Origin of the sequence: Paenibacillus macquariensis, assembly GCF_900156375.1 — a bacterium.
GTDB classification, from domain to species: domain Bacteria; phylum Bacillota; class Bacilli; order Paenibacillales; family Paenibacillaceae; genus Paenibacillus_AQ; species Paenibacillus_AQ macquariensis.
Genome location: NZ_FTNK01000002.1, coordinates 355,294 through 381,954 on the forward strand (window position 1 = coordinate 355,294; position 26,661 = coordinate 381,954).

Annotated in this window: 22 protein-coding genes; 20 read left to right on the forward strand and 2 right to left on the reverse strand. The window is 40.7% G+C overall.

The annotated features are described in order from the left end of the window. The 11 genes from BW961_RS04645 to BW961_RS04690 all read left to right on the forward strand — a co-directional run bounded on the left by BW961_RS04645 (position 1) and on the right by BW961_RS04690 (position 14,992). Positions 1 to 1,092: a peptidylprolyl isomerase gene (locus tag BW961_RS04645; RefSeq protein ID WP_068581312.1), complete on the forward strand. Its 1,092-nt coding sequence runs from the start codon at positions 1 to 3 to the stop codon at positions 1,090 to 1,092. Positions 1,093 to 1,221: 129 nt separating this feature from the next. After that, entirely contained in the window at positions 1,222 to 1,419 is a 198-nt protein-coding gene (locus BW961_RS31080; RefSeq protein ID WP_244555871.1) for a hypothetical protein, read from the forward strand. After that, positions 1,370 to 3,313 carry a right-handed parallel beta-helix repeat-containing protein gene (locus BW961_RS04650; RefSeq protein WP_068581315.1) on the forward strand — a complete coding sequence of 648 codons (1,944 nt, stop codon included), beginning with the start codon at positions 1,370 to 1,372 and terminating at the stop codon, positions 3,311 to 3,313. Before BW961_RS31080 ends, BW961_RS04650 begins: the two co-directional genes overlap by 50 nt. 124 nt (positions 3,314 to 3,437) lie before the next feature. Then, positions 3,438 to 5,186 carry a sensor histidine kinase gene (locus BW961_RS04655; RefSeq protein ID WP_068581318.1) on the forward strand — a complete coding sequence of 583 codons (1,749 nt, stop codon included), beginning with the start codon at positions 3,438 to 3,440 and terminating at the stop codon, positions 5,184 to 5,186. Between the two features lie 2 nt (positions 5,187 to 5,188). Further along, positions 5,189 to 6,505: a response regulator transcription factor gene (locus tag BW961_RS04660; protein WP_068581321.1), complete on the forward strand. Its 1,317-nt coding sequence runs from the start codon at positions 5,189 to 5,191 to the stop codon at positions 6,503 to 6,505. A 121-nt stretch (positions 6,506 to 6,626) separates the two neighbouring features. After that, the gene (locus tag BW961_RS04665) at positions 6,627 to 8,351 is read left to right on the forward strand and encodes an extracellular solute-binding protein (protein WP_068581324.1); all 1,725 of its coding nucleotides are present in this window, start codon (positions 6,627 to 6,629) and stop codon (positions 8,349 to 8,351) included. Positions 8,352 to 8,436: 85 nt separating this feature from the next. After that, the gene (locus tag BW961_RS04670) at positions 8,437 to 9,327 is read left to right on the forward strand and encodes an ABC transporter permease (RefSeq protein WP_068581328.1); all 891 of its coding nucleotides are present in this window, start codon (positions 8,437 to 8,439) and stop codon (positions 9,325 to 9,327) included. A gap of 17 nt (positions 9,328 to 9,344) precedes the next feature. Continuing rightward, a complete protein-coding gene (locus BW961_RS04675; protein ID WP_068581331.1) occupies positions 9,345 to 10,235 on the forward strand; it encodes a carbohydrate ABC transporter permease in 891 nt (296 codons plus the stop codon). A gap of 29 nt (positions 10,236 to 10,264) precedes the next feature. Then, positions 10,265 to 11,548, forward strand: a complete 1,284-nt coding sequence (locus BW961_RS04680; protein ID WP_068581334.1) for a Gfo/Idh/MocA family protein — start codon at positions 10,265 to 10,267, stop codon at positions 11,546 to 11,548. Beyond that, positions 11,549 to 13,216 carry a DUF4091 domain-containing protein gene (locus BW961_RS04685; RefSeq protein ID WP_326111727.1) on the forward strand — a complete coding sequence of 556 codons (1,668 nt, stop codon included), beginning with the start codon at positions 11,549 to 11,551 and terminating at the stop codon, positions 13,214 to 13,216. Positions 13,217 to 13,249: 33 nt separating this feature from the next. Beyond that, positions 13,250 to 14,992 carry a glycoside hydrolase family 35 protein gene (locus BW961_RS04690; protein WP_068581336.1) on the forward strand — a complete coding sequence of 581 codons (1,743 nt, stop codon included), beginning with the start codon at positions 13,250 to 13,252 and terminating at the stop codon, positions 14,990 to 14,992. Positions 14,993 to 15,138: 146 nt separating this feature from the next. Here BW961_RS04690 and BW961_RS04695 read toward each other — a convergent pair whose 3' ends face one another. Beyond that, positions 15,139 to 15,339 (reverse strand): winged helix-turn-helix transcriptional regulator, encoded by a 201-nt coding sequence (locus tag BW961_RS04695; RefSeq protein WP_394327595.1) that lies wholly within the window; start codon positions 15,337 to 15,339, stop codon positions 15,139 to 15,141. A 174-nt stretch (positions 15,340 to 15,513) separates the two neighbouring features. Between BW961_RS04695 and zwf the strand changes: the two genes are divergently transcribed. Next, complete coding sequence (zwf, locus tag BW961_RS04700; protein WP_068581337.1) at positions 15,514 to 17,034, forward strand: glucose-6-phosphate dehydrogenase; 1,521 nt, start codon at positions 15,514 to 15,516, stop codon at positions 17,032 to 17,034. 26 nt (positions 17,035 to 17,060) lie between these two features. Next, positions 17,061 to 17,954 carry a phosphogluconate dehydrogenase (NAD(+)-dependent, decarboxylating) gene (gene gnd / locus BW961_RS04705; RefSeq protein WP_068581345.1) on the forward strand — a complete coding sequence of 298 codons (894 nt, stop codon included), beginning with the start codon at positions 17,061 to 17,063 and terminating at the stop codon, positions 17,952 to 17,954. A 200-nt stretch (positions 17,955 to 18,154) separates the two neighbouring features. Here the strand turns inward: gnd and BW961_RS04710 are convergent, their stop codons facing one another. Beyond that, the gene (locus BW961_RS04710) at positions 18,155 to 18,439 is read right to left on the reverse strand and encodes a DUF5693 family protein (protein WP_280175183.1); all 285 of its coding nucleotides are present in this window, start codon (positions 18,437 to 18,439) and stop codon (positions 18,155 to 18,157) included. 712 nt (positions 18,440 to 19,151) lie between these two features. On the opposite strand from BW961_RS04710, the gene BW961_RS04720 reads away from it, so the two are divergent. The 7 genes from BW961_RS04720 (at position 19,152) to BW961_RS04750 (ending at position 26,661) form a co-directional block, all read left to right on the forward strand. Continuing rightward, entirely contained in the window at positions 19,152 to 19,958 is an 807-nt protein-coding gene (locus BW961_RS04720; RefSeq protein ID WP_068581351.1) for a nucleotidyltransferase domain-containing protein, read from the forward strand. 14 nt (positions 19,959 to 19,972) lie between these two features. Then, a complete protein-coding gene (locus BW961_RS04725; protein WP_068581354.1) occupies positions 19,973 to 20,341 on the forward strand; it encodes a hypothetical protein in 369 nt (122 codons plus the stop codon). A 284-nt stretch (positions 20,342 to 20,625) separates the two neighbouring features. Continuing rightward, positions 20,626 to 21,468, forward strand: coding sequence for a hypothetical protein (locus BW961_RS04730; protein WP_068581366.1), 843 nt, complete (start codon positions 20,626 to 20,628; stop codon positions 21,466 to 21,468). 714 nt (positions 21,469 to 22,182) lie between these two features. After that, the gene (locus BW961_RS04735) at positions 22,183 to 24,249 is read left to right on the forward strand and encodes a BglG family transcription antiterminator (protein WP_068581368.1); all 2,067 of its coding nucleotides are present in this window, start codon (positions 22,183 to 22,185) and stop codon (positions 24,247 to 24,249) included. A 28-nt stretch (positions 24,250 to 24,277) separates the two neighbouring features. Then, positions 24,278 to 24,556 (forward strand): PTS sugar transporter subunit IIB, encoded by a 279-nt coding sequence (locus BW961_RS04740; RefSeq protein WP_068581370.1) that lies wholly within the window; start codon positions 24,278 to 24,280, stop codon positions 24,554 to 24,556. Between the two features lie 20 nt (positions 24,557 to 24,576). Then, entirely contained in the window at positions 24,577 to 25,938 is a 1,362-nt protein-coding gene (locus tag BW961_RS04745) for a PTS ascorbate transporter subunit IIC (RefSeq protein ID WP_068581373.1), read from the forward strand. A gap of 12 nt (positions 25,939 to 25,950) precedes the next feature. Further along, entirely contained in the window at positions 25,951 to 26,661 is a 711-nt protein-coding gene (locus tag BW961_RS04750) for a transaldolase (RefSeq protein WP_170878526.1), read from the forward strand.

Consider the following 26,661-nt stretch of genomic DNA (forward strand, 5'->3'; position numbering starts at 1 on the left):
ATGGGACAGTTACAAATTTCAATCCTAAAGTATAAGTGGATTATTGCGGGATTCTTATTACTTACCATTGTGACATCAGCAGCATTTTCGAAAGAAAAGATTCGAATGAAAGTCGATGAAGATGATTATATCGTAAAGATTAATGGGATACCTATCAGTGTGGCCGAGTATAACAGAGCGATTCGAATGAACAAGCCTAATATCATGAATTATTTCCGAGATAAGTACAACGCAGAACTGACGACGCAATTTTGGAGTACTTCTTTTGACGGAGAAGTACCTGCGGAGGTATTGAAGAAAAAAGCACTGGACGAGAGTGTGAAAATTAAAGTCAGACAAATGATAGCCAAGGAACTCGGCGTTTTACAGGACATAAGCTTTCAGGGATTTGTGCATCAATTAGATCAGGAAAATGCAAGAAGGGCGAAAGCCATCGAGAATCATCAGGTTGTATATGGGCCTGCCCAATATGATGAAGAAGCTTATTTTGAATATGTACTGACCAATTCAATGATTTCTGTAAAACAAAGCATGCAGATGAACAGTAATAAACAGGATGAACAAATGTTGAAAGGATTTTACAATACACATAAGGACGAATTATACAGTACACCAGGTCTGGTAAAGGTACAGAGAATATCTATTTCCTTTCTTGATTCCAATGATCATGTGGATGTGATCAAGAAAGAACAGGCGAAGAAGGAAATGGAGATGGTGAACGCTGAGCTTGCATCTGGAGCTTCCTTTATGGATCTTGCTGAAGCCTTTAAGGATAAAGACATTGAGAACGAACTGATATTTAATCTGGGGAATGATAGGCAGAATTCCAGAAGTCCTCTGGCTCAAGCTTCATTAAAGCTTACTGTACAAGAAAAAAGCAGCATTATTGAAGAAAATGGAAGTTTTAACATTGTGAAGTGTATTGAAAAAATAGAGCCTGGTTCGGGTTATACGGCATATGAGGAAACGAAGGAACAAGTACTTAATGATTATATAGATAACAAATATGAGGAACGGATCCGTCAGAAGCTATCAGAAGCTCAGATTGTATTGAATGAAAGCAGCTATCAATCCTGGAAGATTACTGAATAAATATTTTTTTTACTTTTTTGTAAGCGCTTCATCGGTCATCCGATGAGTATTTACATAAGACCGATTGTCAGGCTAAGTGCGTGGTATTTGACAATCCGTCATGAATGAAAAAAGGGAGGAAGAAGGCTTATGTTGAAAGGGAGAGTACGGAAAGTATTTAGCATGTTGATTACTATTGTTATGCTATCAAGTATCACGGTTACCACTTCTTCTACAAGAGTCATGGCTGCAGCAGGGAAGACGTACTACGTGGATAACGTAAGCGGGAATGACAGTAATGTCGGTACGGATTCAGGGGGGTGCATGGAAGACATTAGCCAAAGTTAATGCAACGACATTTGCTTCTGGAGACCAAATTCTGTTCAAATCAGGCGGATCGTGGCAGGGTCAGCTCTGGCCCAAAGGCTCAGGTGTAAGCGGCAGCCCAATCGTCATTGATATGTATGGTACAGGGAGCAAGCCGTTGATAATGGGTATTAAGTCAGAACTTCAAACCGTGTTTTTGAAGAATCAAGAATATTGGGAAATCAATAATTTGGAAATAACGAATCCCTCTTCAGAGCCTTTTACGAGAGACTGGAAGGGAGCACGGGGTGAACGGCGCGGTGTCTATATCTTGAATGAAGAGGGTGGAATTTTAAACCATATTTATATCAAGAATTTAAACATTCATGATGTTGATGGCGTGTATACGACGCGATCCGGAGGCATCATATTCGACTCTGTTGGATCATCAGTTCCGAGTGCGTTTAATGATGTTCTTATCGATGGCAACACATTAACCGATGTAGATGCTTATGGTATTTATATAGGTTCCAATTGTATTGTTCGTTATGGCATGGGAGATCTGTGGGAGTGGGTTCCCAAGCCTTACGGTCCATGGACACCTTCTACTCACGTGAAGATTTCCAATAATACCATCGTAAGAGCAGCAACAGGCGGTATCGCCTGGAATGTAACGGACGGTGCTATTGTTGAACATAACACTGTTCAAGAGTCTACTTATCTCGCAACGAATGCATCCATCTGGTGGGCCTATGCAGACAATAACGTTGTTCAATTTAATGAATCTTTTGCCAGTCGTAACGGATCAGAAGATGGTTCAGGATTTGATGTGGATGCTGGAAATATAGGATCTTTAGTTCAATATAATTACAGTCATGATAACGCAGGCGGATTTATGCTCTTTGTAAATGATACCTATTACACAACCAATACCATTGTGAGATATAACATCAGCCAAAATGACAAAGGTCGCATTTTCAGGTACAGCGGTTCCATTGATACGGTACTTAACTACAATAATACGATTTATGTAGGGGCAGCATCCGGTAATCCAGTCATGAGTGACTATTTCACCAAGTCCTCTGGCAAACCGAAGAATATCATGAACTACAATAATGTTTATTACAGTACAGGGGATCGAGGTTGGAACTTAACGGGGCAAACTTTTGATAATAACGCTTATTTTGGCGGGAAAACATTGGTCAGTTCAGATGCCCATAAGATAACCACGAATCCGAAGTTGATGAGCCCGGGCAGCGGCGGGGTTGGGATGAATACAGTAGATGGTTACCAATTGCAGCAGGATTCCCCTCTTATCGGTGCAGGAGTTCCTATTGCTGACAATGGCGGTCGTGACTATTTCGGCAACACGTTGTACAACGGAGACCCAGATATAGGTGCTTATGAGTATCAAGGTGCAGTGCCTCCTACCACAAATAAGACACCTATCGTGTTCACTCCAGCACCCGTTACTGCGTTACCGAAACCTCCAGGGCCTTCGGTGGGCAACTTGGCTCCATTAGCGACAATAAATGCAACAATCGGTACTTTGTCGGGCGGTTCTACTAAGGGTCTTCATGACAGCTCTTATGATAACGCATGGTCAAGTATAGATAAGGGGGTTAGCTTCCCGAACTATATTACCCTTGATTTTGGTGCGAAACCTGTTACAGCGAATAATCTGAAGATCGTTACAAGGTTTGGAACCGGACAAGGCGTAACGAAGTTGGATCTCGAATACTATAACGGTACGGCTTGGAGCCCTCTTAAGACGGGTGTGCAATGGATGTGGAAATCCAGTGACGGCACCGATGAATCGCAAAGCATTCAATTTAACTCAACAACGGCAACACAGTTCCGCCTTAAAATAAAAGGAGCCAACCTGAAGTGGGGTAATTTTGCAATAAATGAAGTGGAGTTGTACAATAATCGCTAATCTGATCTGAGATCAGGGGAATTAGATGAGGAGCAAAAAAGGAATCTCCCAAAAGGATGATTCTTTTTTTGTATATCACTATACTAGATGAATAGGAACCTTGAAATCAACATGGAGGTGAAGCATGAAACTATTAACTGCGAGAAAAATGTCCAAAGGGTTCGTGTACAAAAAAATAGTGATCGTATTTATAGCATTTCTTATTCCTCTCATTTCGATGAACATTTGGGTGAATTACAAGGGTATGTCATTAACTAAAAATGCGATTTTGGATTCATCTCTTGCAGGAGCATCCTTTTATTCCAAGCAGCTAGATAAAGAAATGTATTTCATCCGTAATCTGCAATTGCAATTTCTAAGTGATAAGGATTTACAGAAACTTAGCTTTAGAGGTAGCATGTTAGAAAATTATGAACGGGTGGCATTAATTGATCAGGTCAGAGACCGATTGACTACGCTTCTGATCTCTAGCGATTATGTAATCAATGCAGGAGTATATGTAAGCGCTTTAGGGAAAACGATCTCTAGTATGAAGGGAGTCACTAATACGCCCAATGAGGAATTTAGGCTTATTTCTTCTATGATGAGCACTACGCCGAAACCTTCATTCTACAGGGATGGGGATCGAATTTTCTTCATAGAGACTGAGAATAACGGTGGAACAATCTCATATATAGAAATTTCTAAACCCAAGTTATTAGAGGCATTAAACCAAATCGCTACGTTATATAAGGAATCGGAAGTGTTACTTGGAAATAGCAATTTGGGTTCTATAATGTCTACAGCAATGGATAATCAAGAATCTGAAGCTATTTCCGACCTAATTGACGATCAGAGTGTTCGTAATTCGATCAATCCAGTCATAAAACAATTACACGGAACAAGTTATTTCATCATACAGAATGATGTCGGCTCCATGGATTTATCGCTCATCATGTATGTGAATCAGCGTGAAATCACACGCACATTAAGTCAGTTCATTACTTGGTTCTACACTTTGTTTGGCATAGCCATCGTGATCATGGTTCTCTATTCGTTTTCGCTCAGTCTATTGATTCACAGACCGCTATCCAAGTTAGTGAAAGCATTTCATATGATAGAAACCGATAATCTCAATATCGTGATTGAATCCAAGACCAAGGATGAGTTTCACTATTTATTTCATAGTTTTAACCGGATGGCATTCAACCTGAAACGCTCAATTGAGGAGAATTACGAACAAAAAATCGCTCTGCAGCACTCCCAATTGAAGCAATTACAGTCGCAAATCAACCCCCATTTCCTCTATAATAGTTTCTTTAATATTTATATGATGTGTAAAGTTGGGGATTCAGAGAATGCTGCTGAGCTTTCACAGAAGCTCGGGAGTTACTACCAGTACATAACGAGGAGTGGATCGGATGAAGTGCCTCTGTATAAAGAGTATCGACATGCTCTGGATTATTGCGAGATTCAGTGTATCCGCTTCTCGAATCGCATTCGTTATGAATACGATGAAATTCCGGATGAATCGAATACCATCTCCGTGCCCCGCCTTATGATCCAACCGATCGTCGAAAATGTGTTTGAGCATGCCTTTGAAGATGGTACCGTGGAGGGAGTGGTCTATATCAGAGCTAACTGTCACAATGGGGTAGTGCGGATCATTGTGGAGGATAATGGAAATCTCTTAACAACTAAGGACATAGAAGTTTTACGAGAAAAACTTGCAATGGATTCTAAACAAATGGAGAAGACGGGCTTAATAAACGTTAATAATAGATTACAATTGAAGTATGGAGCGGAAAGCGGCTTATTCGTCTCCCGTAGCCAATATGGCGGCTTAAAGGTTGAGCTTGTGATTATGAATAAAAATGAGAATGAGGAGGCATAACCATGTACCGATTGTTGATTGTAGACGACGAACCTACCATTGTAAACGGCTTAGTTCAGCTTTTTCAGGAAAATACAGAATTTGAACTTGATATATGCAAAGCTTATTCATCGAAAGAAGCGCTTAATATAGCCATGACAACAAAGCTGGACATCTTAGTCTGTGATATTCGCATGCCGCAGAAGAATGGTCTTCAACTTGTAGATGAAATTGCCTACTATTGGCCTTTATGCCGAATTATATTTCTAACAGGCTATAGTGAATTTGAATACGTGTATGAAGCGTTACGTAAAAAAGTGGATAATTACATCCTCAAGACCGAAGGTATAGAACCTATTTTTCAAGCGGTAAAAGTAGCGATTAGTAAGCTAGAAGAGGAGAATAACCTTAGAAGACAACAGGAAAGGGTACAAATGCAATTCCAGATTGCTGAACCCTTCCTCAAAAATGAGCTGTTGGAAAGAGTGTTTAACGGGGTATCTCTGATCTTCTTACGGTGTGAACCCCGTTATGAGGAAGTGGATATTAGGATATCCATCGATCAACCTGCATTCTTTCTTATTGGACAAGTGGACAGGCTAGAGGGACATAAATCTAAGATTAACCTTCAGACCGTTCAACGGATATTTGACAATTATTTACCTCCATCTATCGTATGTGAAAAAGTAATCTATCCTGATGATGTACTTGTGTGGCTACTTCAACCCGGTGAAGAATTGATGAGTCGATTTCAAGAAGGGCGTGGCATAGTGGTCTATATGAGGGGGATCTTGGAGCTTGTTCAGAATGAATGTGAAGAGCTACTGAGGGTTTCTGTTTCCTTTGGGATGTCAAGAAATTTGATGAACAATTGGGATACGATCCGACTCCAGTACAAATCACTACATTCCATGATCCAAAACATGGCTTCTTTAGGTCAGAATATGGTTATCGTAGATATTGAAAAGACAAGTGCGCATGAAGAATCCCTCTATGAAGGCGGCCGGATACAGCAGGATGATGGGAATACATTAGTCATTGAAAAAATTCAAAGGTACGTAGATAAGAATTTATCAGGCGATGTTTCCCTTACTGCAATTGCGGAGGAGGTGCATTTCAATCCCTCTTACTTGTCTCGCTATTATAAACAGATGACAGGTCACAATTTATTAGAATATATTCAAACGAAGAAGCTGGATGGTGCAATACACCTGATGGAGAATACGACGCTTAGATTGAATGAAATCGCTATTCGAGTTGGATTTGATTCGCATTCTTATTTTACGACTTTCTTCAAAAAAAAGATGGGCTTGTCCCCGCAGGAATATCGGAATAAGTAAATAAATTACAAGCAATGTAAAAAACTCAAAATTGATAGCGCTTTCTTTTCTGGTTAGAATGAAATATATCAGCACAGGTTGTTTAAACATTCGCAGAATATAAAGGGGGAAAGCGTTCAATATGAAAAAAATCAAACCATGGAAAATGATGTTACTTGCAACGATGGCAGTTTCGTTATTCACAGCGTGTTCAAGTCAAGACAAGACAGCTACTACAACTAGTGAACCAGTCACGACTAAAGAGGAAACAAAGACCAATACGCCACCAGATCCGCTTGGTAAATATGCTGATCTTGTCACTGTAACGGAAGTACTCGGGTATAACCCGCCAGAAGATCCAAGAACTCCGCAAGGAATTAAACCAGAAGAGAATGCCTACTTCAAAGACTTAAAAGAAATGTTGAACATCGAAGTGAAATATAAATGGACGGTTCCGTCTAGCCAGTTTGAACAGAAATTCTCACTTGCTATGGCGTCGGCAGATCTGCCGGATATTCTAGAACTTGATCCGAAGAATTTTGAGAAACTTAAAAACCAAGACATGCTTGCTGATTTAACGGATGCTTATAAACAATACGCATCTCCGGCTCTCAAGAAATATATGGAGTCTGATGGAGGATTCGCTATGAAGACCTTTGAATCTGACGGCAAGCAACTAGCTATTCCTGCTTTTGAGGATCCTTTCCTGTCCTCGCAGCAGCTATGGATTCGGAAAGATTGGCTTGATAATCTGAATTTACAAGCTCCGAAAACCATTGATGAACTAGAGAAAGTTGCAGAAGCGTTTGTTAAAAATGACCCAGACAAAAATGGTAAGAATGATACGTACGGTATCGCCGCGCAAAAGAATTTATTTTTCTGGGGATTTGATCTCAGAGGATTCTTTAATGGATTTGGAGCCTATCCTTCCATTGGTGATAATCAATCTGCTTGGATTAAAGACAGTGAAGGTAAATTAATTCCGGGTCTTATTCAACCAGAAGTGAAGGCTGCTCTTGGTAAGCTGCAATCTTGGTATCAGAATGGAATCCTTGATAAAGAGTTCGCTCTCAAGGATGAGAATAAGTCAGTAGAAGATATCACGGCAGGTAAAGTGGGTATATCTTACGGAGAATGGTGGTATCCGAACTGGCCGCTTAACTTAAATATGGATAAAGATCCGAAAGCCAATTGGATCGCGGTTCAGATTCCAGGGTTGGAAGGCCCAGGAAACACACTTGTTCCGAAAATCCGCAGTAGTAAACTTTTCGCTGTGAACAAAAAAATGAAAAATCCAGAAGCAGCCATTAAGATGATCAACTTCTATATTGAAATGGGCAATAAGAAATATATGGACCAGAATAAAGCTGAAAAAGGATATGTATATAACTGGTTTAATCCGCGGATCTACAATCCTGCTCAGATCGATACGATTTATACAGAAGTGAACAAAGCGCTCGATGCGAATCAGACTGAAATTACACTAGATGATGAGAATTACAAGAACGTAGCCGATGTATTCAAAGCAACGAAGGATTTCCTCTCAGGAGATACGTCAACTGCATCCAGAGGCGTGAACTGGGGTCAGTACTTTAGCCGTGCAGCCAAAGATGGCGGCTGGGGTATGACACGCCAGCTTAAAGAAAGTAAAGCATATGTGAACAATGAATTCTACGGAATACCAGTGGCATCACAGGTAGAGAAGGGTACTCAGCTAGATAAATTGATGCAAGAGTCCTTCACGAAAATAATCATGGGTGCGCCTCTAGATGAATTCGATAAGTTCGTTGCAAGTTGGAAGTCACTTGGCGGAGATCAAATCACGCAAGAGGTAAATGAATGGTATACCAAGCAAGCTACGAAATAAATCAATAGGATCATAAAGCGGGAGAGATGAGTCGAGAAATCGGTATCAGCTCCCGTTTTAAAATATGTAGGAAGGGTGGGTCTCTATGAGAACGCTGAAAAAAGAGTATCTGCTGCATCTGATGTTAATACCTGGGGTTATCGTTACATTGATTTATGCATACGGTCCAATGGCTGGTCTTGTGATGGCTTTTCAACAATTTGAGCCGTTGTCTGGTTTTTTTAAATCGAAATTTGTGGGCTTTGACAACTTCCGTTATGTATTTCAATTACCGGATTTCGGTCAAGTCCTCTGGAATACAGTTATCATCTCGATTTTCAAAATGGTGTTATTCCTGGTTGTTCCCCTTATTTTGGCTTTATTGCTAAATGAGGTTACAAAGCAATGGTTCTCACGCATAGTTCAATCAGCTATTTTCCTACCGTTCTTTCTGTCATGGACTGTGCTTGGAGGCATCATTATTGAGTTGTTCTCTCTGAATGGTGCTGTTAATGGCTTGATATCCTCGATTGGTTTTAAACCCATTATGTTCATGCTGGATAATCAATGGTTCAGAGGAATTATTATTGGATCAGACGTTTGGAAAGGGATGGGCTACAATATGATCGTCATGCTTGCCGTCATCATTGGCATTAATTCCACGCTCTATGAGGCGGCAGAGATAGACGGAGCTGGAAGATGGAAGCAAATGATTCACATTACGCTTCCAAGTATGGCCCCGATTCTTATCTTGCTCGCTGTATTAAGTTTAGGGAGTATTCTCAATGCCGGCTTCGAGCAAATCTTGATCATGTATAACCCAACGGTGTATGAAGGGGCAGATGTTATTGATACGTTCGTCTATCGATTGGGTATGTTTAGCCAACAGTTTGGACCTGCTGCAGCTGTCGGTCTCTTTAAATCTGTGATCTCTTTAATCTTGGTATCGTCGACCTACTATGCTGCGTACAAATACAATGGATATCGAATATTCTAGGGGCTGGAGGTAGGACTATGAGACATAAACAATCAATCAGCAGAAAGTTATTTATCGTGTTCAATACATTGCTATTAGCTCTTATCACAGTACTTAGTGTGATCCCGTTCATTCATTTACTCTCCATCTCACTTAGCTCGAATACAGCAGCGAGTGCTGGGGAAGTAAGACTCTGGCCCGTTGGTTTTTCCTTCGATTCTTATGTGTACTTAGGAGAGAAGGTAGAGTTCTTTCGATCCTTATGGGTTTCGGTAAAGCGAGTAGTCCTGGGTACAATAGTGAATTTGTTCCTTGTTTTCATTACAGCGTACCCTTTATCCAAATCGAATGATCGGTTTAAATTTAGAACTCCTTATGTATGGTTCTTTGCAATCACTATGTTTTTCGGAGGTGGATTAATTCCTACCTATATCTTAGTGAAAAATACGGGTTTAATTGACTCCATTTGGGCCCTGATCTTACCCGGCGCTTTAAATGTATGGAATATGGTCCTGATGCTGAATTTCTTCAGATCCATTCCCAAAGAATTAGATGAGGCAGCTACGATTGACGGAGCTGGCCATTGGATAATACTTTGGAAAATTTACTTGCCGGTATCGCTACCGTCGATTGCTACCATTGGATTATTCACGATTGTGGGGCATTGGAACGCTTGGTTTGACGGTATTCTTTACTTGAATTCACCGGATAAGTACCCACTGCAGACGTATCTATCAACATTAATAATGTCTATGAATGCTCAGATGTCATCTATTTCGATTGAGCAGATTAAAGCGATGGAGAACCTGAGCGAGAAGACACTCAAGACAGCTCAAATTTTCATGGGCGCTTTGCCCATTATGATCGTCTATCCATTCTTACAGAAGTATTTTGTTAAAGGAATCATAGTCGGAAGTGTTAAAGAATAGATGCTAAGCAGAGGAGCGAATGAGGACTTATGAAGAAAATTACAGTGGCGTTAATCGGTGCGGGGCTACGAGGAATCAATTATTTAGAATATGCTCTTCAGCATCCTCATGAACTTGAGGTCATAGCTGTTGCTGAACCGATAAAGGAACGAAGAGAGAATTTCAAAGCAAGGCATGACATTGCAGAGGACATGTGTTTTGAGAGCTGGGATGATTTCTTCATGCTTCCGAAACTCGCCGACGCTGTGCTAATATGTACTCAAGATAAACAGCATTTCGAACCAACGATGAAAGCGCTTCAGGCAGGTTATCATGTACTGCTTGAAAAGCCAATGTCCCCTGATCCCAAGGAATGTATCTTGATGGGCGAAATGGCTTCCCAGGTCAATCGCGTATTCTCCATTTGTCATGTGTTACGTTACACCCAATTCTTTTCTACTATAAAAGAACTTCTTAAGCAGGGTGCCATTGGTCAATTGATGTCCATCCAGCACAATGAGAATGTGGGCTACTGGCATCAAGCACATAGTTTCGTTAGAGGTAATTGGAGTAGAAAAGAAGATTCTAGCCCGATGATTTTGGCGAAGTCAGGTCATGATCTCGATATTCTCCTGTGGTTGGCAGATTCTGAATGCGTTCAAGTATCTTCCTTTGGATCTCTCTCTCATTTCACTGCCGATCAAGCACCTGAAGGAGCACCTTTACGCTGTCTAGATGGCTGCCCTGTCGCTGATGATTGTCTCTATTATGCGCCTAATCTATATCTAACCGAAGATACGAATTGGCCTACGTCGGCTATTAGTGATGATATGAGTTATAGTGCCCGTTATCAGGCATTGCAGGAAGGCCCTTACGGTAGATGTGTCTACCATTGTGATAACGATGTTGTGGATCATCAAGTTGTGAATTTGGAATTTGCAAATTCCGTCACTGCAGCGTTTACGATGAGTGCATTTACTAGAGATGTTAGCCGGACGATGAAACTTATGGGAACAAAAGGTGAAATTCGTGGCGCAATGGAGAAGAATGAAATTGAGATTCTTCATTTCGGGAGCGGTAAGGTCGAGCGAATATCCTTTGAGGATAAGGGAGGCCATGTCGGACATGGCGGTGGTGATATGGGGTTAATTAAGGATTTCCTAAGGCTTGTTCGAGAGGATGGTAAGAGTCAGGGGCTTACTTCCGCGGAGCAATCGATTCAAAGTCACCTCATGGCGTTTGCCGCCGAGCAGTCAAGAATAGATGGAAACAGTGTTCGACTGAAAGAATTTGCGCAAGATGTTAGCGCTAGCGCTATTGAGGAGATGTTCTAAATGATGAATAATCAAGCACAGTTGCAAACGATGTTACTAAGCTCGCTAACCAAGGTATTTGCAGATGAGAGACCGATAGAAACGTCCTTTAGTAGTGCATGTGCTCTGTGGGGAGAAACCTATTCATTTCAGGTTGCTTACACATCCGATACACTATTGAAAAATATGAGCATCGATGTTAAGTCTTCTCTTGCTGATAAGGTACTTATAAGATCTGTCGGACTGGTTCCGTCAGAAATGCCTTGTTTCCAGAACCATGACGATGATGTATTACGTACCGCACCGGGACTATATCCAGATCCATTATACAACCTTGATCAACAAGCCATTTCTTCAATCCCCGACCAATGGCGTTCGATCTGGCTGAGCATTGAATTGGATTCGTCGGTTCCTGCAGGAGCTCATCCGATTCAAATCGCATTTAGATCTGATGAAGAGATTGTATTAGCATTAACGGATACGTTCGAACTTAACGTCATTCCGGTCACACTACCAGCTCAACAGCTCATTCATACGGAATGGTTCCATGTGGATTGTATTGCGACGCAGTATGGCGTCGAAATCTTTAGTGAAGCTCACTGGGGACTTCTGGAACGGTATGCGGATTCCATGGTTAAGCATGGCATGAACATGATACTGACGCCGTTGTTCACACCACCGCTTGATACAGCCATTGGAGGAGAACGGCCAACGGTTCAACTCGTTGATGTGGCAGTGGAGGACGATGGTACGTATACTTTTGGATTTAATCGACTTACACGCTGGGTGGAAATGGGGAGGAAGCTTGGCTTTAAATACTTTGAGTTCTCTCACTTATTTACGCAATGGGGAGCGAGGCATGCTCCGAAGATCATGGGATTCAAAGAAGGTAAGGAGCAGCAACTGTTCGGATGGGAGACTGACGCGTCCTCTGAGGTCTATATAAGTTTCTTGGATCAATTCCTGCCACAACTTAATCAATATTTGAAGGATCAAGGAATAGATCAGCAAAGTTGGTTCCATATTTCGGACGAGCCGGGTCGTGAGCATATGGAATCATACCGTGCTGCGAGTAATATGATTCATAAACATTTATCCAATTATCCGATAATGGATGCTTTGTCGGATCTGGACTTGTATAAGGAAGGTCTAGTAAAGAGGCCGATTCCAGGGAATAACCATATTGAACCGTTCCTCGAGCATCAAGTACCAGATCTATGGACGTACTATTGCTGCGCTCAAGGTGAGCAAGTATCGAACCGCTTCTTTAATATGCCTTCAGCCAGAAACCGGGTTATTGGATTTCAACTGTATAAGTTCGGGTTACAAGGATTTCTGCATTGGGGCTATAACTTCTGGTATTCACAAAATTCTATTCATCAGCAGTTAGATCCATATCGGACGACGGATGCGATGCATGCATTTCCTTCAGGGGATGCTTACTTGGTCTATCCAGGCAAGGATGGTCCGATTGAGTCGATCCGACTGGAAGTGTTATTTGAAGGGTTGCAAGACATGCGTGCATTGCAGCTACTTGAACAGAAAATTGGTAAAGAGCAGACACTAGCGATCTTGGAAGAGGGTCTAGCAGAACCATTAACGTTCACGGAATATCCGCGGGGCGGCGGGGATTGGTTGTTAGCGACAAGAGATCGGATCAATCAAGCAATAATCCGTAACTATACTTAAACATGTAAATCATTGATGGTATGGAGGGGAAGCATGTCTACATTTCATTATTCAGGATCATCTTTTTATGACAATGATCAGCCTATTCAGATTCTTTCAGGAGCGATCCATTATTTTCGAATTGTGCCGGAGTATTGGCAAGATAGACTGTTGAAATTAAAGGCTTGTGGATTAAATACGATTGAAACTTATGTTCCTTGGAATCTTCACGAGCCGAAGAAAGGGGAATTTAATTTTGAAGGCATGGCGAATCTTGTTCGGTTCATTGAGTTAGCCGGAGAACTTGAATTGAAAGTCATGGTTCGGCCTTCCCCTTATATTTGTGCGGAATGGGAATTCGGCGGATTACCTTCTTGGCTACTGGCTGACTCAGATATGCGACTAAGGTGCTACCATAAGCCGTTTTTGGATCACGTTGATGATTATTATGATAAGTTGCTACCTCTATTAAAGCCATTGTTATGCACGAATGGTGGGCCGATTATTGGACTACAGATTGAGAATGAGTATGGTAGCTATGGAAACGATAAAGAGTACTTGAATTATTTGAAAGAGGCCATGATCAGCCGTGGGATGGATGTGCTCTTGTTCACTTCTGATGGTGCTGAAGATTCTATGCTGCAAGGTGGCATGATCGATGGCGTTCTGGCGACCGTTAACTTCGGTTCCGGGGCAAAAGAAGCATTCGATAAGCTAAGAGAATATCAACCAGATGCACCTATCATGTGTATGGAATTCTGGAACGGTTGGTTTGACCATTGGCGTGAGGAACATCATACACAACCTACTAAAACTGTCGTCACTGTACTAGATGAGATGCTTCGTCTGAATGCATCCGTTAATTTCTATATGTTCCATGGCGGAACGAATTTTGGCTTTTACAATGGGGCGAACGGTCATACAGAGGATAGTTATGAACCTACGGTCACAAGTTATGATTATGATGCACTCTTGAATGAATCCGGTGATCCAACGGAGAAATATTATGCCGTACGTGAAGTGATCTCGAAATATGTAGAACTCGAAGCTTGTGAACTACCAGCACCTATTCCGAAGAAAGCTTATGGACGAGTCGTTATGACCGAGCAGGCGCCATTAATTGCAAATCTGGATCGTATTTCAACACCAATACATTCAGCATACCCAGAAACAATGGAGAAATTGGGGCAGGATTACGGGTTCATCCACTATAGTACATTCATTTCTGGTCCTCGCCCGAAAGAAGAGTTCTACATTCAGGACTTGCATGATCGCGCACTTGTGTATCTTGATGGACAACTGGCTGGGGTTCTGGATCGTAGCGATTCAAGTGCTGCACAGTTAGCGTTCGATGTCCCAGAGGATGGGGTGCAGGTTAGCATATTGGTGGAGAATTTAGGTCGTGTCAATTATGGTCCCTATCTAAAAGACAACAAAGGGATTACCGAAGGTGTACGTTATGGACGACAGTTCTTGTCTAATTGGACGACATATACACTTCCATTAACCGATTTATCTGGTCTTGCCTTTGAATCGTTATCTCAGCAAACGCAACCTAGCTTTTTCCGTGGGAACTGGATGGTTGAAGAAATTGGAGACACGTTCCTTAGTCTGGAAGGTTGGACCAAAGGTGTTGTATTCATTAACGGATTTAATCTAGGACGTTACTGGAATGTTGGACCTCAGAAGACGTTGTATGTGCCAGGTCCATTATTGAATCAAGGTGAGAATGAGATTGTGGTATTTGAATTGCATGGAACTACGGATATTGCTGTGTCCTTCTTCGATCACATATAAATTACAGTTTAGGAAGACGGGCCAACTACTTTTAAGTAGTTGGCCTTTTTGTTGTTTGGACAACTCAAGCGTAGCAGAGTACATCTGGACGAATATTATAGCCACTTCATAGCCCAATTTTCTACAGCGTTGAGAGTTTTCCTAATTCAGTTCCTTTTCTCAAAGAATACTCGATTCGAATAGGGGTATTCTATGATGACATTTCGATTGATAATTCCTAACTCTTCAAGTTTCTTAATACGTTCGTTAAGCATACGTATACTCAAATCTGGAATAAATTTGTGAATTTGACTAAATCGCTTGGGTTCTTCCATTAACGTGTGAACAATTAGGGTGCCCCATAACAAAGAAAGCGCTGTTATATATGGGGATTTGTTGTGTGTTCACATATTCGACATTTTATATTGACTAAATCAAATTACAGGTCTATTATTGGGAATGTTAATTGGACAACTAACTAAAAGTAACTAAATATAATATGTTTATTGTTCAAATTAAATGAAGAATGAGGAGGAGTATATATGGACACCATGTCATTTGTCCTGTTTGGAGCAACGGGAGATTTAGCAACAAGAAAAATATACCCTGCATTATACAATTTATTTATTGAAATGAAGATGCCTGAGTCATTCTCTGTTATTGGTCTAGGAAGAAAAGAAATATCTAATGACATATTTCAAGGACTTGTAGAGAAATCTTTAAATACATTTTCCAGAAATTCACCGGACAATGCGGATACGATGAAAGCTTTCCTTAGTGCGTTCCGTTATAGCCAACTAGATGTTAATCGTAAAGAAGATTACCAAAAGTTGCTTCAACTTGTCGTTCAACGTGAGAAAGAATTAAAGCTTTCGGAAAATAGAATGTTCTATCTGTCGGTCTCACCAGAATTCTTTGATGTTATTGCTTTAAATATCAATGAAAGTGGCTTGGGTACTACAGAAGGATGGAAACGCCTGATTATCGAGAAACCATTTGGCCGTGATCTAAAATCAGCTCAAGAGCTAAATGAGAATCTCAGTAAAGCATTTCATGAAGAAGAGATATTTAGAATAGACCACTTCCTCGGTAAGGCAATGGTACAGAACCTTGAAGTTCTCGAATCATCGAACCCATATCTTCAAGATTTATGGTCGAACCATTATATTGCTAACGTTCAGATTACTGCCAATGAAACGGTTGGCGTAGAAGAGAGAGCGGGTTACTACGATCATGCTGGAGCGTTACGAGATATGTTTCAGAACCATATGCTCCAATTATTAATGATGATTGCTACTCAACTTCCCAAACGTGGAGATGCTAGTACGGACAACTTAAAAAAGAAAGCGATTATGGAGTCACTTCGACCTTTACAACAAGAGGATGTAATTCATAATGTTGTTCGTGGACAATATGTAGCAGGGAAATCCAAAGGGGATTCTGTTGTTGCATATACCGATGAACCTGGAGTTGCTGTTCATACCCATACTGAGACTTTTGTTGCAGCCCGTCTGTGGATCGATGACTTATTCTGGAATGAAGTTCCTTTCTATATACGAACAGGAAAAAGAATGAAGGAAAAATCAACACGAATTGTTATTGAATTCAAAGAGCCGTTAACAAAACAATCCATAGAAGAAGATGGAAAGATGGCTAACCTACTGGTCATTGAGATAGGTCCTAAAGAAGGAATGTTTATTCAACTTAATAAGAAAAACAATAAAGGCGAGTTAGAACCAGTAAGAATCGATTGTTATTCGAATGAAAAAGATGCGCCTGAAGCTTACGAAAAATTGATTCACGATGCGATGAATGGGGATTCAACATTTTTTGCCCATTGGGATGAAGTTGAAATGTCATGGAAGTGGGTTCAACCGATACTTAATGCATTCAATGATAATCTAATTCCTCTACAAATGTACGAGGCAGGATCCTATGGACCAACAGGTTCCGATGAATTATTAGCCTTTGAAGGATTTAAATGGTTGCTGGACTCAACAACTTGGAATAGTGCCAGTACAATAAAAGAAGAAGAATATGCTTATCCAACTAGCCGCAAATAAATTACAACAATTTGGAGGAAACTAACATGAAAGTCGGATTAATTGGTTTAGGTAAAATGGGAATGAACTTGGGACAGAATCTTATTGATCATGGACATGACGTTGTCGCTTTTGACTTAAATGCTCAAGCTGTAGAAGAAATGAAAACATATGGTGCTCAAAGCACTACGACCATGCAAGAGCTAGTTCAATCGATGGAAACACCAAGAATCGTATGGATTATGGTTCCCCACCATGTTGTTGATTCAGTAATCAGCGAGATCTCACCTATAATGTCTAAAGGAGATATTATTATTGAGGCTGGAAATTCTCATTATAAAGAATCGATCCGTCGTCATGACGAACTCAAAGAAATTGGTATAAGCTTCATGGATGTAGGTACATCAGGTGGTATGGAAGGAGCGCGTAACGGCGCTTGTTATATGATTGGTGGGGATCCAGAAGCTTGGACCATTGTCGAACCTATATTTCAGGATACCTCGGTAGAGAACGGTTATCTGTATGCTGGAAAAGCGGGTAGTGGACACTATTTGAAAATGGTTCACAACGGTATCGAATACGGTATGATGGCTTCCATCGGAGAGGGATTCGAGGTTTTAGAGAAAAGTGATTTTGAGTTTGACTATGAAAAAGTGGCACGTGTATGGAATAACGGTTCGGTCATTCGTTCTTGGTTAATCGAGTTGATGGAGCATGCCTTCTCGAAAGATTCGAAGTTGGAAGATATTAAAGGCGTCATGAATTCTTCTGGTGAAGGAAGATGGACAGTTGAAGAAGCTTTTGATCTGCAGACCGCTACTCCTGTCATCGCTATGTCACTGTTAATGCGCTACCGTTCGCAAGAAAACGATACATTTACCGGTAAAGTCGTTGCAGCGCTTCGTAATGAATTCGGTGGACATGCTGTGGAGAAGAAGTAACCTCAACATAATGAATGCACCTGTTGCATTTTTAAAATAGAATAATAGGCAAACAAAAGAACCGGTAATCACCTAGATTATCGGTTCTTTGCTGTATTTACTGACGAGATTCAAATTCTCATCGAGATAGGGTGTACAAAAAGATAAGTAATCCCCATGGATATCGTCCTGTTATCGTGAATTAATTTTACAAGGGTAAATTATTGCATTGCCTCTTTACTGGACACCTTACGCTCAGATGAGGGGGATAATCTATTCCACAGATATTCGAGCACATTCCACGTCCCTAAATACAGCAGACTAAAGATTGCTCCAAATATCACTCCGTATGTCGCGCGAATCAATGAAATATGAAACGGTGTATGCAGATGTGCAAAGGTATCTACGAGAGAAGTTTGACCGATAATCCCTAGTGCCAATATATATAAAGCACCTGGTCTACGTCTCAACGCAAGATAAGCACCTCCATCGCAACATCTTTCGATTTATTTGGCGATATCCATTAAGCATTTCATTCATCTCCAATTGATTATATTGAGGTGCAAGGCAAATGAATTTAAGCTCGATTTAACATTGTTATCAGAATTACACACGAAGTTAACGCTATGAAACTTAAATCTCACTTAAGTGCAAAGAGTATAGCATAATTACGAATTATGTGATATAAAACGATGACTGCTACTTAGCGATAATGATGATTTTTTCAGCGAAAAAGAGAGTGAAACAAAAACAAAATGCAGATTGTAATCGATAACTTAAATAATTGGTTAATTAAGGTCCCAGAAGAGTTCAGTCGAATGTCTGAATTAGAGGTGTCAGAACGCCCTCTTCCTCATAAATGGTCAAAGAAAGAGATGTTAGGCCATTTATGTGACTCCGCTATTAATAATCTTGAAAGATTTATCAAAATTCAATATGAACCCCAACCATTTATCCTAACCCCAATATGATCAAGTTCAGTGGGTGGATATACAAGATTATCAAGAGATATCCATTGAATAAATAATCAATTTAAGACTCTTGAGTGGCTTATTCAAGAATATCTTGAACATATGGAACACCATTTGAGCAATCAGATTTTCAGTTAACCTGACTTAGAGTACATAATGTTTTTGTAGGGTCTGATAAATTCCAAATCATTTGGATAATGATTGGAATTTACATGAGAGCAGAATTGGAATCTGAAAGGAGCTAGTTATGTTACCTCAAGTAGTTGAACGAATTATGAATAAGTTATGTCATTCTTTAGGTGTGAACAATTCGAATATTGTATCAGTATACATATATGGTTCGGTTGCATTAGGAGACTATATTGAAGGTTCTAGCGATATCGATTTTATTGCAATTCTTCGAGATCCACCTAATAAGTCCGATATCCAAACAATCTCCAAAGCTCACAATGAGGTTGAGAATGAGTTTCCACAGGCTGATATTATGGGAGCTTACTTATTCGTTAATGATTTGGGGAAACCAGAAAGTGAAATTAGTTCTTTAGTAACCTACTACAATAAACAAGTGCATACCAATGGATATGGTGCTGATATTAACCCAATTACGTGGTGGATTTTAAAAAATCATGGAATTAAGGTATATGGAACGGAACAATCCTTAAATTATGAAGTAGAAATTAAGCCTTTGGTCGGATATGTCATTGAGAACTTAAATACCTACTGGGTTAGCATGATAGATCGATTAGAGAAGCAATTGACTTCAATCAACTTAGAAGACCAAGAGAGTATAGTTAAGCAACTTGATCAAGCGGTTGAATGGTGTACACTGGGCATGTTACGGCAACTATACACAATAAAAGAGCATAATATAAAGAGTAAAGTTGAGGCTGGATATTATGGAATTACAACTATTCCGCAACAGTGGCATGGGTTAATCTACGAAGCAATAAGTATAAAGCGGCTTCTTCCTGATCGTTATTATTATTCAAATGAACAGCGATTGACTGACCTCGTGTCATTGCTTCGTTATATTCACCTAAAAGCTAATACTTAGAGGGAGATTCATAATTGAATAACAAAACCACTTGGATAGGATTTGGAATTGTTAGTATACTCATCGTTATACTCTCAATTGTGTTTATAGGAAATTCGGGAAATAAGGACAATTTTAATGAACCCCTTCGTGTGAACGTATTAAGCTTTGAGAAAACAACAGATGGTTCAATGCATGTTACAGCAGAAATAGTAAACACGGGTAAACATACATTCGAAGATAATAAAATATTTATTAGCGAGAGTACAGAAAAAGTTGGCACGTTGGCAACTCAGACAGATCCTAGTAAGAATGAAGGTTATGGAATATCAACGAGTCATGATAAACCTCAAAATATAGATGAAAAGGAGCTTGGTGACGCCTTTAATAGTTCTACTCATTAAGACCTCTGTTTCATTAGAGGTCTTTTTATTTAGCAAAAAAACCAACGTAATCTGAAAATCAATTGTGATTAATGAACTTGCATATTGTAATAAGATGCTAATGAAGCATTTGAAAGAGAAGGTCAAAAAAGGGCTTTATCCTTCTGGTTGAGCCATACTGCTTACATCTCACTATTATTGTATAAAACAAATTTAAACGGCGAAGCTAAATTTAGTATTAAACTACATAGAATCTACACATTTACCTTCTATACTAATGTGTAAATAGCAAACAGGAGGACATCATGAAAAAAATCGCACTTTCAATCTTACTTACAGCTACACTGTTAACAGCCTGTGAAAGACCAGGATCAATTAACAAGGATGCTGCTACACACGAGGATATGGCAGGAATGGACCATAGTGGCATGGCACAAGAAGCAGGTTCATCGGAAGCAGAGAATGTTAAAGCACAGTTTAAGCTTTCAAAGGATAAGACACTTCCGAAACAAGATACGACGATTACGACTACAATTCAGGACAAAGATGGTAAGGCGATTAATGAATTTGACACCGTTCATGAGAAAAAGATGCATTTTATCATTGTAAGTAAGGATTTATCTTACTTTAGCCACATTCACCCTGATTATAAAGGAAACGGTGTATTCGAGGTTACCACCCAATTTCCAACAAGCGGTGAGTACAAGATGTATGCGGATATCACACCTACAGGTATGAGCGCCATGAATAAGAGTCAGTGGATTAGTGTAGAAGGGGAAGCGGTTGCTCAACAACCGATTGTACCAGACGCTACATTAACGAAAGTAGTGGACGGAAAATCTATCACGCTTTCGATTGACGACTTGATGCCGAACATGGAACTGAAGTTAAACTTTAATATTAAAGATGCTCAGACGAATGGGCCCGTTACAGACCTACAACCTTTTCTTGGAGCAGTTGGACATGTCGTGATCTTAACGAAAGATGCGGATAAATATCTACATGTTCATCCGACAGATGAAAAGGCATCAGGGCCAGACGCAGAGTTCATGACAACATTCCCTCAAAGTGGCGTATATAAGATTTGGGGACAATTTCAGCAGAATGGTAAAGTAATTACAGTACCTTTCGTTGTAAAAGTTTCTTAATGATTAAAGCATTCTAAATTTATTCGGATCGCCAATAACCCTTGTTCCTCAAGGGTTATTTCTCATTCCCATGACAATATCTTTAGTCTTCCGATTGTCAGCAAACAGACATGATAGAATAGATTGAATCCTTCATTCCAATTCTCACAAATCCTTGAACAGCTTTCGTCTTCTTGCCAGACGATTTGACCCGTTGCTTACTCTTTTCAAACCAAGTGTGCTGTAAAACTTCGTAATCTCGAATCATGGACTCATCTTAAAATAATAAAGTTACTCACTTGTCCGATATGGGGTTTGGGTATTTCCTGCAAATCATTATTTTTAGTTCAACTTATGTATTTATGAAACTAGATAAAAAATCTAGATACGGTGGTATCTTAAGCATAGGAGTTATGGAAAATTGGATTAGCAGTACGTTTCGCAAGCTTCATCTGATTACCATCAACCTGCTTGGATGGATGGCGTAGCGAGAGAATTTACAGCTGAAGAGGCGCGCAAACAAGCAAGTATAGAAGCCGTAGATTTTTTTGTATACGATCAAATTCTATATCTAAATGCATTTACCAATATGCATAAGTATATAGAGCATACCCTCTCCGGCGGAGGCATCGACCCAATATTGTACAAAGCAATGGACGAAAATAGGGTTAAATGAAAGCGCATTCATTATGAGATCTATACTATAATGGGAAACGAGAGGGGAGGAGGGATGAGATGCTAGACGAACGAGCTGCCAAAGTATTGCATCTCATATTGTCTAATCGGGTTATAACTCTCAGACAGCTGGAACTTCAGCTGGATAGTTCAAGGCGTAAGATAAATTATGATGTTCAAAAAATCAACGATTGGCTGTTAGAACAAAATCTGCCGCTCATCCAAAATAAGCGCGCGCACGGCTTCACCGTTGATGAAAAGACGAAGGAGAAAATCTCAGGCACACTATCCAAAGTCAAATTGAAGGAATTTATTCCGTCTCCCATGTTAAGAAACGATATGATGCTCGTAAAGATTTTTATGAAGAACGATTATTTGTCTGTCAACCATTTTATCTCATCGTTCAAGGTCAGTAGAAATACCATGTTGACTTATATCCATAAGGTCCGGTCAGAGGTGGAACAAATCGGAATCTCGCTGAATTATAGTCGCCAGGACGGGTACTGGTTGGATGGGGATGAAATGGATATCCGGGCGTTGATCTTAAGCAGTCTAGCTCGCGTGGTTCAACAGCCAAGAGGACTTTATGTTCTTAAAACCGTTTATGATGAGCAAAAAGAAGACGGAGCCTTTGATCAAAAATATGATGCTATTATGGCTTCTCTGAACCGAATTGAAGATAGCTTGGACATTACCTTTGTTGAGGAGCGCATGAAGGAATTCGCCTCATTTATGACCCTTCTGCTTGCAAGACTGGAAGGAGATCACGCCGTCTCTGTGACTAACGGTGTTATGAAAACCATTCAGGAAACAAAGGATTATCAGGCTGTGGAAAGTATGCTGGATGATCTAAATGAAAAGTTGTCCGGGAAAGAAAAGACGTATATCACGATTCTTATGTTGGGGTTAAGCCTCAGACATGACAATCAGATTTATCAAAAACAAAACAGCAAAGAGTTCAATAAGATTACCAGCGAAATTTTATCTGAATTTGAGATGCTGGCATATGTGGAATTCAAGAATCGCGAGCAGGCCGTCAAATCGTTACTGATGCATTTGAAGCCGGCTTATTATCGTCATATCTTTCATATTCCCCTGACCAATCCTTACTTGGAAACGATCAAGGATGAGCACTTTGACCTCTTTCTCCTTGTTAGAAAAGCACTTAGGAAATTTGAAAAATTCGTGGGTTCTTCACTTTCCGATGATGAGATCGGTTACATTACCCTGCATTTTGGTTCATTTCTGAATGACCAAGCGATCGTCTTAACTCGGAAAAAGGGCATCATCGTATGTCCGAACGGACTAGCTACATCCAATATGCTGAAGCGGCAAATTGAGAGGGTCGTTCCCGAACTGGAGATTGTGAAGGTCAGCTCCATCCGGGAATATGATGATTCTCACGAGGAAGTAGACATTATTTTTTCAACCGTTCTTCTCCGTACACAAAAGCCATTAATCATCGTTCAGCCTATTCTGACATCGATGGATAAAGCTAAGATCATTCAGGAGGTTGATTTCATTTTACACGGAACCAAGTCCTTGAAACCGAAGGTGAACCGTTTGATGCAGGTTATCAAATCTTTTGCTGAGGTTCATGATGAGGAGAGGCTGCATAACGCAATTAATGACATTCTTAATGGGAATACACTAGATAATATAGGGAGGTATAAGCCAGTGTTAAAGGAATTGCTTACTAGAGACATGATACAGTTTGAAGAAGGTGTGGACAATTGGGAGCAGGCAATTCGAATTGCGGCACAACCCTTATTAAATACAAATGCGATAGGACTAGGATATGTTGATGCCATGATTCATAATGTGAACACGCTGGGAGCGTATATTGTGTTGGCCCCGAAGGTAGCGGTACCCCATGCGCGGCCAAGGGAAGGTGTCGCAAAGTTGGGAATGAGCCTACTGAAGCTAGAGCGAAGTGTTTCATTCGCAGACAATGATCCCGAGAAGGACGTGAACATTGTAATCGTCTTGGCCGCTATCGACAATGAATCACATCTTAAAGCATTAACACAATTGATGGAGCTTCTCGAGGAAGAAGGAAATATTGAGAAACTGATTCAGGCCGATAAATTAGACCCTATCATTGCTTTAATTGAACAGTACAGTTAGATATCAAAACATATGAGGAGGAATGGGCATGTTGAATATTGTGACCGTATGCGGCAACGGAATTGGTAGCAGTCTGATGCTGAAATTGAAGATCGAGGAAATATGCGCTGAGAATGGTATCAAGGCTTCAGTTGAATCCTCGGATCTCAATGCAGCTAAAGGTCGGAATTGTGATCTGATCGTTACAGTGAGTGAACTGGCGTCCCAATTTGACAAAAGCCAAAGAGTGGCTGTTACTCGTAGTTATATCAATAAGAAAAAGATCCAGGAAGATATATTGGAAACTTTGCAAGAGCTGAGTAATTAAAAGACGAAGGGGGAGCAACGATGAGCTTTTTATCTGGGTTGTTGGAATTTATAAAGGATGTTTTATCCCAGCCGGCCCTTTTGATCGGGATTATGTCTTTTATTGGGTTGATTGCCTTAAAAAGTCCAGGGCACAAGGTATTAACTGGGACCTTGGGACCCATTCTTGGTTATATTATGCTCAGTGCGGGAGCAGATTTTATCGTTGCCAATTTGAATCCGCTGGGAGCATTGATAGAGAAGGGGTTTCATATCCAGGGTGTCGTTCCTAATAATGAGGCTATTGTAGCCTCAGCGCAAAAGATACTCGGAGTAGAAACCATGTCCATTCTGTTGCTCGGACTGGTGCTCAATCTGGTGATCGCCCGTTTCACCAAATATAAATATATATTTCTAACGGGACATCACAGCTTCTTTATGGCTTGCCTTTTATCAGCGGTTCTGAGCACTTCTGGCATGTCTGGTACTCTCTTGATTGTTGTAGGAGGTTTTCTTCTGGGCGCGTGGAGTGCAATCTCACCAGCGATTGGTCAAAAATACACCCTGAAGGTTACTGACGGAGATGAAGTGGCCATGGGCCATTTCGGAAGCTTGGGTTATTATTTGGCGGCTTGGGTTGGTAAAAGAGTTGGTAAACCCGAAGACAGCACGGAAAAGATAAATATCCCGGAAAAATGGAATTTTCTTCGCAATACGACGATTTCAACGGCTTTAACCATGATAGTGTTTTATATAATCGCTGCATTCGCGGCCGGACCAGAATTCACATCAACTTTATCTGATGGTATGTCGCCATATTTGTTCGCTGTTATGACGGGGTTGAAGTTTGCTATCGGCGTAACAATTGTCTACTCAGGTGTACGGATGATTCTGGCGGATTTAATTCCAGCTTTCCAAGGCATTGCAACCAAAATCATTCCCAATGCCATCCCTGCGGTCGACTGCGCGGTATTCTTTACTTATGCGCAAACTGCTGTCATTATCGGTTTCGTCTGTAGCTTCATTGGCGGCGTAATCGGGATGCTAATTCTAGGAGTAGGGGGAGGAGTGCTTATCATCCCCGGTCTCGTTGCCCACTTTTTCTGCGGAGCAACAGCAGGGATATATGGGAATGCGACAGGGGGGCGCAAAGGAGCAATAATCGGTTCCTTTGTTAATGGTTTGGCGCTGTCCTTCCTTCCCGCTCTCCTACTTCCGGTGCTAGGTAATTTAGGCTTTGCTAACACGACCTTCGGAGATGCTGATTTTGCAATACTTGGTATTCTTCTTGGCAAAGCGGGTCCAATGGGAATATACGTTATTGTAGCTATATTGGTACTTGTTCTATTAATCCCTAATTTTATCAAGACCAAATCGGTTGCGTTAAACAATTATGAAGACTAAAGGAGCCTGATTATGGAAAAATTAAAAATTAAAATATATGCGGATGGTGCAGTTGTAGAGGATATGCTGGAGGCTTACCGAACCGGCAACATAAAGGGGTTCACGACAAATCCTACTTTGATGAAGCAGGCCGGAATCCGGGACTATGAACAGTTTGCTAAGGAAGTGCTGCAGAATATACCGGATAGACCGATTTCATTTGAAGTCTTCTCGGATGATTTCGCTGTTATGGAGGAAGAAGCGAAAAAAATCGCTAGTTGGGGAACGAATGTGTATATCAAAATCCCCATTACCAACTCCGTAGGAGAAACCTCTATTCCTTTAATCCGCAAGTTATCGGGACTAGGATATTCACTGAATATCACGGCAATTTTAACGCTTACCCAGGTCCGGGAGACGGTGAATGCCTTTACGCAAGGAACAACTAATGTGGTTTCCGTATTTGCCGGAAGAATGGCGGATTCTGGAGTAGACCCTGTACCGGTCATGAAAGAGGCTGCCGCCATCTGTCATGCCAAAGTGGGAACCGAGTTACTATGGGCAAGTCCGAGAGAATTGCTTAACATCTTTCAGGCGGACCAATGCGGATGTGATATTATTACCTGCACGCCTGCCATCTTGGGTAAGCTGCCCAATGTTGGCAAGAGATTGGAGCAAATCTCACTAGAGACAGTACAGATGTTCTCCAAAGATATTCAAATGCTCGGCTATTCCATTGTATAA

What these genes read in the sequence shown, in the direction of transcription:
- BW961_RS04730 (WP_068581366.1), top strand. Translation starts at nt 20,626, where the DNA reads ATGAAAAAAATCGCACTTTCAATCTTACTTACAGCTACACTGTTAACA.
- BW961_RS04690 (WP_068581336.1), top strand. Translation starts at nt 13,250, where the DNA reads ATGTCTACATTTCATTATTCAGGATCATCTTTTTATGACAATGATCAG.
- BW961_RS04750 (WP_170878526.1), top strand. Translation starts at nt 25,951, where the DNA reads ATGGAAAAATTAAAAATTAAAATATATGCGGATGGTGCAGTTGTAGAG.
- BW961_RS31080 (WP_244555871.1), top strand. Translation starts at nt 1,222, where the DNA reads ATGTTGAAAGGGAGAGTACGGAAAGTATTTAGCATGTTGATTACTATT.
- BW961_RS04670 (WP_068581328.1), top strand. Translation starts at nt 8,437, where the DNA reads ATGAGAACGCTGAAAAAAGAGTATCTGCTGCATCTGATGTTAATACCT.
- gnd (WP_068581345.1), top strand. Translation starts at nt 17,061, where the DNA reads ATGAAAGTCGGATTAATTGGTTTAGGTAAAATGGGAATGAACTTGGGA.
- BW961_RS04680 (WP_068581334.1), top strand. Translation starts at nt 10,265, where the DNA reads ATGAAGAAAATTACAGTGGCGTTAATCGGTGCGGGGCTACGAGGAATC.
- BW961_RS04650 (WP_068581315.1), top strand. Translation starts at nt 1,370, where the DNA reads ATGTCGGTACGGATTCAGGGGGGTGCATGGAAGACATTAGCCAAAGTT.
- BW961_RS04720 (WP_068581351.1), top strand. Translation starts at nt 19,152, where the DNA reads ATGTTACCTCAAGTAGTTGAACGAATTATGAATAAGTTATGTCATTCT.
- BW961_RS04675 (WP_068581331.1), top strand. Translation starts at nt 9,345, where the DNA reads ATGAGACATAAACAATCAATCAGCAGAAAGTTATTTATCGTGTTCAAT.
- BW961_RS04665 (WP_068581324.1), top strand. Translation starts at nt 6,627, where the DNA reads ATGAAAAAAATCAAACCATGGAAAATGATGTTACTTGCAACGATGGCA.
- zwf (WP_068581337.1), top strand. Translation starts at nt 15,514, where the DNA reads ATGGACACCATGTCATTTGTCCTGTTTGGAGCAACGGGAGATTTAGCA.
- BW961_RS04660 (WP_068581321.1), top strand. Translation starts at nt 5,189, where the DNA reads ATGTACCGATTGTTGATTGTAGACGACGAACCTACCATTGTAAACGGC.
- BW961_RS04645 (WP_068581312.1), top strand. Translation starts at nt 1, where the DNA reads ATGGGACAGTTACAAATTTCAATCCTAAAGTATAAGTGGATTATTGCG.
- BW961_RS04735 (WP_068581368.1), top strand. Translation starts at nt 22,183, where the DNA reads ATGCTAGACGAACGAGCTGCCAAAGTATTGCATCTCATATTGTCTAAT.
- BW961_RS04740 (WP_068581370.1), top strand. Translation starts at nt 24,278, where the DNA reads ATGTTGAATATTGTGACCGTATGCGGCAACGGAATTGGTAGCAGTCTG.
- BW961_RS04655 (WP_068581318.1), top strand. Translation starts at nt 3,438, where the DNA reads ATGAAACTATTAACTGCGAGAAAAATGTCCAAAGGGTTCGTGTACAAA.
- BW961_RS04745 (WP_068581373.1), top strand. Translation starts at nt 24,577, where the DNA reads ATGAGCTTTTTATCTGGGTTGTTGGAATTTATAAAGGATGTTTTATCC.
- BW961_RS04685 (WP_326111727.1), top strand. Translation starts at nt 11,549, where the DNA reads ATGATGAATAATCAAGCACAGTTGCAAACGATGTTACTAAGCTCGCTA.